This is a genomic window from Paenibacillus andongensis (genome assembly GCF_025369935.1).
GTDB lineage: Bacteria > Bacillota > Bacilli > Paenibacillales > NBRC-103111 > Paenibacillus_E > Paenibacillus_E andongensis.
On sequence record NZ_CP104467.1, the window covers coordinates 707,501 to 721,369 of the forward strand.

Here is a 13,869-nt window from a genome sequence, read left to right on the forward strand (position 1 = left end):
TGTGGAGTTGCACAGACAACCAGGATGTTGGCTTAGAAGCAGCCACCATTGAAAGAGTGCGTAATAGCTCACTGGTCGAGTGACTCTGCGCCGAAAATGTAACGGGGCTAAACACGCCACCGAAGCTATGGCTTGCACGTATGTGCATGGGTAGGGGAGCGTTGTATGTACGTTGAATTCTGACCGTAAGGACAGGTGGAGCGCATACAAGTGAGAATGCCGGTATAAGTAACGAAAAGATCAGTGAGAATCTGATCCGCCGAAAACCTAAGGGTTCCTGAGGAAGGCTCGTCCGCTCAGGGTAAGTCGGGACCTAAGGCGAGGCCGAAAGGCGTAGTCGATGGACAACAGGTGGAAATTCCTGTACCACCGTAGCCGTTATGAGCGATGGAGTGACGCAGAAGGATAGTGACGCGAGCTGATGGATGCTCGTCCAAGCAGTGAGGCTGGTTAGTAGGCAAATCCGCTAACCGTAAGGCTGGGCTGTGATGGGGAGGGAAACTTTAAGTACCGAAGGTCATGAGTTCACACTGCCAAGAAAAGCTTCTAGCCAGGCGAAGGTGCCCGTACCGCAAACCGACACAGGTGGGTGAGAAGAGAATTCTAAGGCGCGCGGAAGAACTCTCGTTAAGGAACTCGGCAAAATGACCCCGTAACTTCGGGAGAAGGGGTGCCTCGGTAGGGTGAATAGCCCGAGGGGGCCGCAGTGAAAAGGCCCAAGCGACTGTTTAGCAAAAACACAGGTCTGTGCGAAGCCGCAAGGCGAAGTATACGGGCTGACGCCTGCCCGGTGCTGGAAGGTTAAGAGGAGTGGTTAGGGGCAACCCGAAGCTATGAATTGAAGCCCCAGTAAACGGCGGCCGTAACTATAACGGTCCTAAGGTAGCGAAATTCCTTGTCAGGTAAATTCTGACCCGCACGAATGGCGTAACGACTTGGGCGCTGTCTCAACGAGAGATCCGGTGAAATTTTAATACCTGTGAAGATGCAGGTTACCCGCGACAAGACGGAAAGACCCCATGGAGCTTTACTGCAGCTTGATATTGGACTTTGGTACGATCTGTACAGGATAGGTGGGAGCCTTTGAAGCCTGAGCGCCAGCTTGGGTGGAGGCGCCGTTGGGATACCACCCTGATCGTATCGGAGTTCTAACCTGGTACCGTAATCCGGTATGGGGACAGTGTCAGGTGGGCAGTTTGACTGGGGCGGTCGCCTCCTAAAATGTAACGGAGGCGTTTAAAGGTTCCCTCAGAATGGTTGGAAATCATTCGCAGAGTGCAAAGGCATAAGGGAGCTTGACTGCGAGACCTACAAGTCGAGCAGGGACGAAAGTCGGACTTAGTGATCCGGTGGTACCGAATGGAAGGGCCATCGCTCAACGGATAAAAGCTACCCTGGGGATAACAGGCTTATCTCCCCCAAGAGTCCACATCGACGGGGAGGTTTGGCACCTCGATGTCGGCTCATCGCATCCTGGGGCTGAAGTAGGTCCCAAGGGTTGGGCTGTTCGCCCATTAAAGCGGTACGCGAGCTGGGTTCAGAACGTCGTGAGACAGTTCGGTCCCTATCTGTCGCGGGCGTAGGAAATTTGAGAGGAGCTGTCCTTAGTACGAGAGGACCGGGATGGACGTACCGCTGGTGTACCAGTTGTCTCGCCAGAGGCATCGCTGGGTAGCTATGTACGGAGGGGATAAGCGCTGAAAGCATCTAAGCGCGAAGCCCCCCTCAAGATGAGATTTCCCAGTATGTAAGACCCCTTGTAGACGACGAGGTTGATAGGTTCGAGGTGGAAGTGCAGCAATGCATGCAGCTGACGAATACTAATCGGTCGAGGGCTTAACCACAAACCCTGAGTGTTACTTTACGCAAGTTTCGTATCTAGTTTTCAAGGCGCAAACCACGCTTTGACTGTTTGGTGATGATGGCGGAGGGGACCCACGCGTTCCCATCTCGAACACGACCGTTAAGCCCTCCAGCGTCGATGGTACTTGAACCGCAGGGTTCTGGGAGAGTAGAACGTTGCCAAGCACAATAAAACCTTACAAGGAGAAATCCTAGTAAGGTTTTTTTCTGTTTCTTCGAGCAAATGCACAAGTGCTATGCCAGATCAAAGCGTGGCTCTTATCGCTTTTATCTAATATTCAAGCCAAGGCCCAAGAAACTAAAGAAACTTTGTCATTTTTACAAAGATGAGAAAAGAATCGAATGATTCCTTTCAACTTATATTACAATAAGGCTTAGTTTACTTTGTGTAGAGAGACTTTGGTCTACGATCAAAGCTCCCTATAAATGGTGTTACAGAGACAGGAGTGATACATAGTGGGGAATGCCTATGTTCAGATAGGTATGGCGATGTTCCGGACGGGGATATTGGGATATGGTGGTGGGCCGTCGATTGTGCCGTTGATACGGTACGAGGCGGTGACGCGATTTCAGTGGATGAAGGATGAGGAATTCATGGAAGTACTGGCGATAGCTAATACCCTTCCAGGACCGATAGCGACGAAGCTCGCGGGCTATTTAGGATATCGGCTCAAAGGGGGATGGGGAGCGGCGATTGGTGTTTTAGCTCACATTGTTCCTACCTGTGTAGCCATGGTGGGGTTGTATTCGTTTATTAATTTCTTTAGTACCTCTCAAGTGATTAAAGGCATGATTGCAGCGGTTGTGCCTATTGTTGCGGTGATGTTAGGCGTGATGGCGTATGAGTTCGGGGAGAAGGCGGTTAAAGGCTTGGGTTGGGCGGCAGGTCTCACATTTTTTGTTATTTCATTCCTGCTGCTGCAGACTTTTTCTGTGCATCCGGCTATCGTTATTTTTATGTTTTTACTATATGGTGCTTTTCATCATAAGCTAAAGGACAAGTGGAGTAAGAGCAAGAAGCAGCTTGGTAAAGGTGAGGGCGTATGAGTGAGTGGTGGCATTTACTTGTTAGCTTCTTTTTAGCTAATGTGTTCGGATACGGTGGGGGGCCTTCGTCGATCCCGCTGATGTATCAAGAGATTGTTTCGAATCATGCTTGGATGACCAGCAGTGGATTCTCGAACATGTTAGCGCTTGGGAATGCGCTGCCTGGCCCGATTGCTACTAAAATCGCCGCGTATGTGGGCTTTCAAATCGGTGGTTGGGTCGGTGTTCTAATTGCCGTGGCTGCAACGGTAGTTCCTTCCATTATTGCACTCATCATTTTGCTGAATATCTTGCAGAAGTATAAACAATCTCCGGTTATCAAAGGAATGACGCTGCTTGTTCAACCTGTTATTGCGATCATGATGGTGTTGGTCACTTGGAGCAGCATGGTGGAATCAACGAAAACGATAGGATATTTGCAGTTTATTGGTATTGCCGCAGTAGCTTTCTATCTCATTCAAAAGAGGAAGATTCACCCTGCGTTTGTGATTGTGGCTGGTTTCGTTTATGGTGGTATATTTCTTTCGTAATTTATTTGTAATTTAAAAGGAATAGCATAGCTAAAGGGGCAACTTCGTAAAACAAGTGCTCCTTTTTGAATTTTATGTAAGTTAATTTAACGCTAACTTTGGCAACGAGCACAAATAAATGTTCAATTTTCGTTAGATACCCAAATTTGATGTCATGTTAATTGACGTGCAAGTTAGCTCGACAGTATAGTGAGGAAAGATACATAGCAATTGACTTCTAAAAGTATGCGATATCCAACATATTGTTTCAAGGAACAGCAGATCCCGCAGTGGGAGATGCTGTTTTGAATATATAGGGGTGTAGAGGACGAGAAGGAGGGGGCTCATTGCATAAAACGGAGGGTTATTCAGTTGAGATGAACCAGATCGTCAAGCAGTTTGGTTCTGTTGTGGCTAATAATCATGTTGATTTCCGGGCAAAAGCTGGAGAAATTCATGCGTTGTTAGGTGAAAACGGCGCCGGTAAAAGCACAATGATGTGCATGCTCTCAGGTGTATATCGCCCATCAAGCGGAGAGATTCTCATCCATGGTGAGAAGGTGCGAATTCGTTCGCCGAAGGATGCGATGAATCTAGGTGTGGGTATGGTCTTTCAAAATTTCCGACTAGTTCAAACGTTAACGGCCGCGGAGAATATTGTGCTTGGGGAGTCGTCTTCGTTCTGGCGCGGTCCACGATGGCTCGCTAAAAAGTCCGAGGAGATCGAGGCGATTTCGAAACACTTTGGTCTACCGTTTCCGGTGGACCGGCCTATTTGGCAGCTGTCGGTCGGCGAACAGCAGCGTGTTGAAATTGTGAAGACGCTCTACCGTGGAGCGGATTTCATTATTTTGGATGAACCTACCTCGGTGTTGACGCCAGGTGAGGTCGATCAGTTGTTGGAGACGCTGAATCGCATGAAGAATGAAGGGAAGACCGTCATTATGACGACGCATAAACTCAAGGAGGTCATGTTTGCTGCGGATCGCATATCGGTCATGCGCAAAGGCGAGATGATCGCAACGATGGCGAAGTCCGAAACGAGTGAGAGGGACCTGGCGCAGCTGATGGTCGGCAAGATGAGCCTAGAGAGCCGTGCGGTTGTTAGAGAGAAACCGAAAGGAAAGCCTATGCTTGTCGTGGGTGGTTTGAATGTGGTTGCGGATCATGGACGCAAGGTGCTGGATGGGCTTCATTTTCAAGTGTGTGAAGGCGAAATTGTTGGTGTTGCCGGGGTATCCGGAAACGGGCAAAAGGAACTTGCCGAGGTGTTAACAGGGCTTCGTGCCTGGAAACAAGGCGATGTCCATTTTGGCGGAAAGGCCCTGCGTAACGGTTCGGTGCGAGCGGCTATTGAGCTGGGGATTGCCCATGTGCCGGAAAACCGCATGAAGAGCGGTCTAGCGGGTAGTTTGGGCACCGTAGATAATCTGCTTTTCAAAACGTATCGTTCTCCGGAGCGATCTCGATTCGGTTTACTTCGTAATGGGAGGAATCGCAGCTGGTCGCAGAAGCTTGTTGAGCTCTTTGATGTGAGGACATCGGGGATTGATGCACCTGTTCAGTATATGTCTGGGGGTAATCAGCAGAAGCTGCTTTTGGCCAGGGAAATTGATCAAGATCCGAAGCTGATGGTAGCTGTGCATCCAACGCAGGGGCTTGATGTGGGCGCCACGGAGGGGGTGCACCAATTGCTAGAGGAATTGCGCAGCAAGGGAAGTTCTGTACTCCTAATATCGGAAGATTTGGATGAGGTGCTGCAGCTAGCTGACCGAATACTGGTCATGTACGACGGACGCATCGTGGGTAATATTCCCCGAGAGGAAGCGAGCCGTGAATATATCGGAATGTTGATGGCTGGGTCTGAGGAGGATGCAGGGTGAGCGAACAACAAACGGCGGGAATCATTCCGATAGAAAATAAAGCGCCTAAGCGAGAAGCTGGCTTCCGATTGCCTTACCGTTTTGAGATTGATCCTGCGGGGCCAGCGAGTCCGTGGTGGGTGACGATCGTATCCATCGTCTTGGCGCTTGTGGCCTGCGGTATTTTTATTGCTTTGAATGGCATGAATCCGATTATGGTCTATGCCAAAATGCTGAAAGGTGCTTTTGGTTCTTCCTTTGGCATTACAGAGACCCTGGTGAAGGCAATTCCACTGCTGCTTTGCGGTCTTGGCGTGTCAATCGCGTACCGGATTTCGGTATGGAATATCGGTGCCGAGGGGCAGTTCGTGGCTGGAGCGATGGCGGCTACCGCGGTTACGGTTTATTTTCCGCAGCTGCCCATGTACATTTCGATTCCATCTATGGTGGTGGCGAGCATCGCAGCCGGTGGGGTCTGGGGATTGCTGACGGCGATTCCTAGGAACTATTTTCAAGTTAATGAACTAATTACATCTTTAATGTTGAATTATGTGGCTCTTCTTGCTTTAAATTATGCGGTATTCGGTCCCTGGAAAGATCCGAAAGGCTTTAACTTCCCAGGAACTCCGATGTTCACCGCGGCGCAGTCATTGCCTACTTTTGGGGCTACCCGACTTCATTTCGGGATTGTTTTTGCTATCATTGCCGTGCTCCTCTATGCCTTTTTGATGCGATATACGCGTTGGGGTTATGAGCTGCGACTCATTGGTGCGAATGCGGAAGCTGCGCGGAACGCAGGAATTCGAATTTCCAGACATGTTCTCGTAGTTATGATCATTAGCGGCGGAGTGGCTGGACTAGCGGGAATGAGCGAAGTTTCCGGTGTGGCGCACCGACTGATGTATGGCATTTCGCCGGGATATGGGTACACAGCTATTATTGTGGCTTGGCTTGCAAAGCTGAATCCGTTAGGGCTAGTGATATCATCGGTACTGTTCGGAGGGCTCATAGTGGGAGGATACAGTGTGCAGACGATCGGTCTTCCTTCATCGACTTCTTCTATGATTCAAGGGGCTATCCTATTTTTTCTCATTGCAGGCGGTATGGCTGGGAAAATCCGCCTTCGCCGCAATCGGTGATAGGTGAGCTGATGGGTAAGCTTTGGTTGGAATCATGCTGAAAAGGGAGGGAATGTCTTGGATATCGTCACACAATTAATGGTTTCCGCTATCTCTTCCGGTACACCGCTGTTGTTAGCTGTATTGGGTGGAATTCTTATCGAAAGATCCGGCATCACGCAACTAGGTGCGGAAGGACTTATGTTGATGGGGGCAGTGACATCCTGTCTTGTCTTCATTCAAACCGGAAGCTTGGCGTTGACCCTTCTCTGTGTACTTGCAGTGGGTGGTCTTTTGGGTATGCTTCATGGATTTCTTTGTGTAACCCTGCATGCTAATCAGGTCGTAAGTGGTTTGGCGATGACGATATTCGGCGCAGGTCTTAGCGCTTACCTGGGAAAGCGTGTTAGCGGCATCCCATTACCCGGAGCGGTACCGAAGTTAGATTTGCCATGGCTGGAGAATGTGCCGTTTGTTGGGAGGGTTTTTGCGCACTTGGATCTTTTCACTTGGTTTAGCTTTCTGTTGGTGATTGTCATGCATCTATTCATTCATCGCACATCATGGGGGCTGCATCTTAGAGCGGTGGGGGATAACCCGGCAACAGCTGACGTAATGGGGATTCCCGTTATTGCCATCCGCTATGTTTGTATCATTATCGGTTCCATGTTGATTGGAATTGGAGGGGCTGATTTGCTGCTTGTTTACACGCCAACGTGGAATGAAGGCATGACCTCTGGACGCGGTTGGATTGCGGTGGCTCTCATTATTTTCGCGAGATGGAATCCGGTTCGTGCTTTGGTGTGCGCTTATTTCTTCGGGGTGTTGGATACATTGGGGTTCCGTGTGCAGCTTATTGGCAGTCATATCCCTTCTTATTTTCTGAAAATGATACCGTACATCGTGACCATTCTGGTTCTGATGTTCCTCGGTTGGCGTAATCGCAATAAGCCTTCGGGCGCACCGGAAGCACTAGGCGTTCCCTACATTCGGGAGCAAAGATTTTAATGTTGAGCGCAAGGAGCGGAGGTACATGGTAATGGACCGTGATAGGCATATTCCATTTTTGAGAAGAAGTATAGAGCTATCTGTGCTAGCCAGAGAATCGGGGAATACCCCGTTTGGCGCGCTATTGGTTGGACCTCATGGAGAGATTCTGCTGGAGCAGGGGAATATCGAGATAACGGAGTCGAACTGCACCGGTCATGCGGAGACAACTTTGATGGAGGCAGCCTCCAAACGATATAGCAAGAAAGAATTGTGGGAGTGCACCTTGTATACGTCCGCAGAACCTTGCGCGATGTGTGCCGGATCGATTTATTGGGGGAACGTTGGGCGTGTCGTCTACGGTATATCGGAAAAACAGCTAGCTATTTTGACGGGTGATGATGAACAAAATCCTACACTCGATCTACCGTGTCGTGAGGTATTTGCCAGGGGGAATAAGCCGATTCAAGTGCTCGGTCCTTTCCCAGAGGTAGAAATAGAAGCTGCAGCTGCACATGCTGGATATTGGTCTTAAAACGTGTAAAGGAAGCCGTCAGGATGATATCCTGGCGGCTTTTCTATGTATGGCACAAAGATGAAAGCGTTTAAATATGTTTAATATTTATAAAAATGAGTTGTTTTTTTGAAAAGACGATGAGTGACTCCAGCCCTATACTTAGGACTATGAAACACGAACCTGAGGCAAAGAGAGGGGTAGTTTAGATGAAAAAAATGTTATCTTTTGTTTTATTATCTTTGATGTTGGTGATTTCCGCTTGCGGGGCTAAAACCGCAACGACAGAACAAAAAGATGCGGCCAGCACAGCGGCGCCGACAGCAGCAGCCAAAACGGATGCGAAAGCTGGAGGTAAAGTAGGTATCTCGATGCCGACGAAATCATCCGAAAGATGGGTGAGCGACGGAGCTAACATGGTGAAGGAATTTGAAAAGTTAGGTTATAAAACTGACCTGCAATATGCGGAAGACGTGATTGAGAACCAAGTGGCTCAAATTGAAAATATGATTACCAAAGGTGTTAATCTCCTCGTTATCGCACCAATTGACGGAGAATCTTTGACAGACGTTCTGAAGAAAGCGCATGATGCCAAGATTGAAGTTATCGCGTACGATCGTTTGATTAAAAAGAGTGAGTTTGTCAGCTACTATGCGACTTTCGATAATTTCAAGGTAGGCGTACTGCAAGCTTCCTATATCGAGAAAAAGCTAGGTTTGAAAGATGGCAAAGGCCCATTCAATATTGAGCTTTTCGCTGGATCACCTGATGATAACAATGCGCATTTCTTCTTTGATGGAGCTATTTCTGTGCTGAAGCCTTACCTGGATTCCGGTAAATTAGTGGTGAAGAGCAAGCAAACAGGGTTCGAGCAAGTAGCTACATTAAGATGGGATGGTTCGGTTGCCCAATCCAGAATGGATAATCTGTTAAGCAAAAACTATGCTTCTGACAAAGTGGATGCGGTATTGTCTCCTTATGATGGCATCAGTATCGGAATCCTATCTTCCTTAAAAGGTGTAGGTTATGGGACTGCAGGCAAGGCGCTGCCAGTTATTACGGGGCAAGATGCAGAGCTAGCGTCCGTCAAATCGATCATTTCTGGGGAACAAACACAAACGGTATTTAAGGATACTCGTGAGTTAGCTAAAAAAGCGGTTGCAATTGCAGACAGTGTTCTAAAAGGAACTAAACCTGAAGTGAACGATACAAAAACATATAACAATGGCGTTAAAGTTGTTCCTTCTTACCTGCTTGAGCCAGTATCCGTAGATGTATCCAACTATGAATCGATTTTGGTAGGCAGCGGCTACTACACAAAAGATAAATTAGGTAAATAATTATCAACCTAGGAACTGCCTAAATGATCTAGTGATAGCTGAGTAAGACTATCGCTAGATCATTTATTACATGGAAGGCTTGGTGATCGCATGTCGGATGCCATATTGGAAATGAAAAATATTACGAAAACATTTCCGGGTGTAAAAGCGCTCAGTAATGTGAATTTACGCGTTCAAGAAGGTGAGATTCACGCTCTGCTTGGTGAGAATGGCGCAGGCAAGTCCACGCTTATGAAAGTTTTAAGCGGCGTATATCCACACGGATCTTATGACGGCGACATTCTATTCAAGGGTCAAGTTTGTGAATTCAAGGATATCAAACAAAGTGAAAATCTGGGGATCGTCATCATTCACCAAGAATTAGCGCTGATTCCCTATTTATCGATTGCAGAGAATATCTTTTTGGGAAATGAACAAGCTTCGCGAGGGATTATCAATTGGAACGATACGATTGTGAAGACAAGAGAATTACTGCAAAAGGTTGGATTAAGCGAGCAGCCTACGACACTGACGATCAATATTGGTGTCGGCAAGCAGCAGTTGGTGGAAATCGCAAAAGCGCTATCTAAAAAGGTGAAACTGCTGATCTTGGATGAACCTACAGCGGCCTTGAACGAAGAGGATAGCGATAATTTGCTGAATTTATTGTTGGAATTTAAAAAACAAGGAATCTCTTCGATTCTGATTTCCCACAAATTAAATGAAATTTCTAAGGTGGCGGATTCCATTACCATTCTTAGGGATGGTCAAACCATAGAAACGTTGGATATGAGAAAAGACCAAATTACCGAAGACCGCATTATTAAAGGCATGGTAGGCCGGGATTTAACACATCGTTATCCCATCAGGGAGCCGCGAATCGGCCAGACGCTGTTTGAAGTAAAGGATTGGAATGTCTATCACCCGCTGCAAGACAATCGTAAAGTCATCGATCAAGTCAATTTGAACATTCGTAAAGGTGAAATTGTTGGTATTGCCGGGTTAATGGGAGCAGGTAGAACGGAACTGGCGATGAGCATTTTCGGCAAATCCTATGGGAAGAAAATCAGCGGTCATTTATATAAAGATGGCAAGGAAATTCACCTGCCGACGATTGATAAGGCCATTCATCATGGTGTTGCTTATGTGACGGAAGACCGCAAGAACTATGGATTAATCTTAATTGACGATATTAAAAGAAACATAACGATGGCCAGATTGGATAAGATTTCGAAAAATAAGGTCGTCAATGAGAATGAAGAGATTGTCCATGCGGAAAGCTTCCGCAAAAAGATGAATATTAAAACGCCGAGCATTTTACAGAAAACAGGGAATTTAAGCGGCGGTAATCAGCAGAAGGTTGTTTTAAGCAAATGGATCTTTTCAGAGCCGGATATTCTCATTCTTGATGAGCCAACACGGGGTATTGATGTAGGGGCTAAATATGAAATTTATACGATCATCAATCAATTAGCAATGGAGGGCAAAGGCATCCTGCTTATTTCCTCGGAGCTTCCTGAAATTCTGGGTATGTGTGACCGTGTTTACGTGATGAATGAGGGGAAAATGGTTGGCGAATTAAGTAAAGAGGAAGCTTCACAGGAAGCAATCATGAAGTGCATAACGAGGGCAGGGGGACACATGCATGGAAACACTGAGTAAAATGTTTAAAAGCAACATCCGTCAATACGGCATGATTATTGCACTAGTCTTAATTACGGTATTTTTTCAAATTATGACGGATGGGGTTCTGTTAAAATCTCTGAATGTAACGAACTTGATTTTGCAAAACAGTTACATTTTGGTGTTGGCGATAGGCATGTTATTGGTCATTATTACTGGAAATATTGACTTATCTGTAGGATCTGTAGCTGCTTTTGTAGGGGCTGTGTCAGCCGTTCTGATGGTCGATATGAAAATGCCTTTTGTCTTAGCGATTATCATTTCTTTGCTTATTGGAGCATTGGTAGGGGCGTGGCAGGGATTTTGGGTCGCTTATGTGCGAATTCCATCTTTTATCGTTACGCTGGCGGGAATGCTCCTCTTCCGAGGGTTGACGATGATCGTCTTGAAAGGGATGTCGATCGCGCCATTCCCGAAGGCTTTTCAGAAAATCAGCTCTGGCTTTATTCCTGATGTATTAAATGGAAGTGCAATGCATAACACTACACTGATCATCGGAGTTGTATTATCCCTTATTTTGGTGTGGAGTGAACTTCGAAAAAGAAAGAACCAAGTCAAATATGACTTTGATGTTATGCCGATGGGATGGTTGATTGCTAAAATTGCCGTCATGGTCCTGATCATTAACGTTTTCACGTATGTGCTGGCTACTTATGAGGGTATTCCTAACATTTTGATTCTTTTGTTTGTGCTCGTTGTTATTTACTCTTTTGTTATGAATAAAACGGTCATGGGACGCCATATTTATGCGCTTGGCGGCAGTGAAAAAGCGGCCAAATTATCAGGCATCAAAACGAAGCATGTGACCTTCTGGGTGTTCGTAAATATGGGAGTCATGGCGGCGCTATCCGGTCTCGTATTTGCGGCAAGGTTAAATGCGGCTACACCTAAAGCAGGTGTAAACTTTGAGCTGGATGCCATCGCTGCGTGCTTCATTGGCGGTGCTTCCGCGACTGGTGGTATTGGTACGGTTATTGGTGCTATCATCGGCGGACTTGTGATGGGTGTTATGAACAATGGGATGTCCTTAGTCGGTCTAGGTATTGACTGGCAGCAGGGTATCAAGGGATTGGTGCTGTTATTTGCGGTAGGTTTTGATATTTACAACAAATCTAAAACTGCTTAGTCAGATGATGACTAGGTAAAATGAGTAATAAAGGATCCAATAAGACTTTCCTGAATGGGAGGGTCTTATTTGCGGCTTACACATACGGATTGGGGGATTAACGAATGAGTAAACGTATGACATGGCCAAGAAGTAAGCCCTTCATGGTGCTCTCTCTTTCCTTGCGTTCAAAACTTATGATAGCCTTCGTGGTTATCGCTTTATCGGTCGCAGTAACGAGCGGATTATCCTACTATTTTCTGAAAAAAATCAATCAATCCTATATGAATTTGTTAAGTCATCATGCGGTGATTCTTCAGCTTGTTTCTGATATCCAGTACCAAACCCAATTGCAGTACAGCCTTATGTCCAGCTATGTCATTGAACCTTCTCCAGAGAAAGTACAAGCTATTCTCGAAAGCAATCAGAAGCTTTCGACTTTGGTGCAGGACGTTAAGGGCATCGATGAGAATGCCGAAGATCAGACTTATTATAAGGTAATGAGTGAGTCGATCGAGACGATTGCCGGATTGGTGCATGATCTGGATAAGGCGAAATCCAGCTATCAAAGAAGCGTCCCCCTTACACAAAATTTAACCAAGCTTGCTGAAAAGATTCAGAAAAAGCAAAAGAACATCATGGAACTGAAGAAAGTGGAAAATGGAAATATGACAGATCAAACCATCCAAAAACTCATAGCGATAAGCATCACGACTTTAGTGATCGCTTTAGCCATAGGATGGATGGTGTCCAGAATGATTATCGTCCCTCTCCGGATGATTGTTAAAGCGGCGAGAGATATAGCTTCTTGTGATTTAACGGGACGAGATATCAGAGTCCGCAGCCGCGATGAGCTTCATGATTTGGCGGAGGCTTTCAATCAAATGAAAGGCAATTTGTCTCAAATCATTAGCCAGGTTGATTATCATGCGAAGCATGTATCTGCAGCGGCAGAAGAGCTTAGCGGCAACACCGAGCATTTGAGCAAAGCGTCGGAGCAAATTACGACGGTTGTGCAAGAGATTTCCGCAGGCTCCGAATCTCAGGTAGAGCATATGATGACGGGGGTCTCTTTCCTTGCGCAGATGGATCATTCCGTACAGCAAATTGCCTCAATTACGGGATTAACGAACGAAACGTCGTCTAACGCGCTGGCAGCTGTAAGTAGAGGGACGGATTCTATCGAATTATCCATTAGCCAAATGAACGCCATTTATTATAAAATGAAAGTGCTTTCGGAATCGGTAGGGCGTTTAGGAACGCACGTCATGCATGTCCTAGCAGCGAATGATCTTATTGCTAATATTTCCAGGCAAACCAATTTACTAGCGCTTAATGCTTCGATTGAAGCGGCTAGAGCAGGTGCAGCGGGTAAGGGCTTTGCGGTTGTTGCTCAAGAAGTTCGTCATTTATCTAAGCAAACAACAGAAGCTGCAGATGGAGTAGCGAGATTGGTGAATGCGATTCAAGAGGAAATGAGTGAGGTCGCACATTCCTGTGAGGCGGGTTCACAAGAAGTGAACACAGGGATTTCAGTTGTCAATGAAGCGAACGTGGCGTTTGAACGAATAAAAAAAGAAATCGAAGAGGTTAGCGCGCAAATAAGTCAAGTATCCCTGCAATCCTCTGACATTTCTGAGAAATCGCAAACAGCTCTAGAAGTTCTTCGTTCGATAGAAGGAGTGGCCAAGCATACGGCTTCGGGAACGAAAGAAGTGTCCGTAAACATGGAAGAGCAATATGCGAGCATGGAAGAAATCGTTTCTTCAGCCAACGTTTTAAGCGGGATGGCGGAAGAACTAGATGAATTAATCGGTAAATTTCAATTAAGATCGAATGACATATAGAGCCCATCTACGTTC

At 46.5% G+C, this 13,869-nt stretch carries 10 protein-coding genes and 2 rRNA genes (1 of these 12 running past the window's edge); all 12 read left to right on the plus strand.

Going from position 1 to position 13,869, the window contains the following annotated elements; all coding sequences use genetic code 11:
* Positions 1-1,844: ribosomal RNA gene (locus NYR53_RS03260) — 23S ribosomal RNA — on the plus strand; it begins 1,072 nt to the left of the window's first position.
* 67 nt (positions 1,845-1,911) lie between these two features.
* Positions 1,912-2,028 (plus strand): 5S ribosomal RNA (gene rrf / locus NYR53_RS03265).
* 288 nt (positions 2,029-2,316) lie between these two features.
* Positions 2,317-2,910, plus strand: a complete 594-nt coding sequence (gene chrB / locus NYR53_RS03270; RefSeq protein ID WP_437180158.1) for a chromate efflux transporter ChrB — start codon at positions 2,317-2,319, stop codon at positions 2,908-2,910.
* A complete protein-coding gene (gene chrA, locus NYR53_RS03275; protein ID WP_261303907.1) occupies positions 2,907-3,440 on the plus strand; it encodes a chromate efflux transporter ChrA in 534 nt (177 codons plus the stop codon). The genes chrB and chrA overlap by 4 nt, the downstream gene beginning before the upstream one ends.
* A 356-nt stretch (positions 3,441-3,796) precedes the next feature.
* Positions 3,797-5,302, plus strand: coding sequence for an ABC transporter ATP-binding protein (locus NYR53_RS03280; RefSeq protein ID WP_261306266.1), 1,506 nt, complete (start codon positions 3,797-3,799; stop codon positions 5,300-5,302).
* Positions 5,299-6,420: an ABC transporter permease gene (locus NYR53_RS03285; RefSeq protein ID WP_261303908.1), complete on the plus strand. Its 1,122-nt coding sequence runs from the start codon at positions 5,299-5,301 to the stop codon at positions 6,418-6,420. Before NYR53_RS03280 ends, NYR53_RS03285 begins: the two co-directional genes overlap by 4 nt.
* A gap of 78 nt (positions 6,421-6,498) precedes the next feature.
* On the plus strand, positions 6,499-7,407 hold the full coding sequence (locus NYR53_RS03290) for an ABC transporter permease (protein WP_437180159.1): 909 nt from the start codon (positions 6,499-6,501) through the stop codon (positions 7,405-7,407).
* A gap of 25 nt (positions 7,408-7,432) precedes the next feature.
* Complete coding sequence (locus NYR53_RS03295) at positions 7,433-7,921, plus strand: nucleoside deaminase (RefSeq protein ID WP_261303910.1); 489 nt, start codon at positions 7,433-7,435, stop codon at positions 7,919-7,921.
* Positions 7,922-8,109: 188 nt separating this feature from the next.
* Positions 8,110-9,240: a multiple monosaccharide ABC transporter substrate-binding protein gene (chvE, locus tag NYR53_RS03300; RefSeq protein ID WP_261303911.1), complete on the plus strand. Its 1,131-nt coding sequence runs from the start codon at positions 8,110-8,112 to the stop codon at positions 9,238-9,240.
* A gap of 90 nt (positions 9,241-9,330) precedes the next feature.
* On the plus strand, positions 9,331-10,881 hold the full coding sequence (mmsA, locus tag NYR53_RS03305) for a multiple monosaccharide ABC transporter ATP-binding protein (RefSeq protein ID WP_261303912.1): 1,551 nt from the start codon (positions 9,331-9,333) through the stop codon (positions 10,879-10,881).
* The gene (mmsB, locus tag NYR53_RS03310; protein ID WP_261303913.1) at positions 10,865-12,028 is read left to right on the plus strand and encodes a multiple monosaccharide ABC transporter permease; all 1,164 of its coding nucleotides are present in this window, start codon (positions 10,865-10,867) and stop codon (positions 12,026-12,028) included. Before mmsA ends, mmsB begins: the two co-directional genes overlap by 17 nt.
* A 104-nt stretch (positions 12,029-12,132) precedes the next feature.
* Positions 12,133-13,854, plus strand: a complete 1,722-nt coding sequence (locus NYR53_RS03315; RefSeq protein ID WP_261303914.1) for a methyl-accepting chemotaxis protein — start codon at positions 12,133-12,135, stop codon at positions 13,852-13,854.
* Positions 13,855-13,869 lie beyond the last annotated feature (15 nt).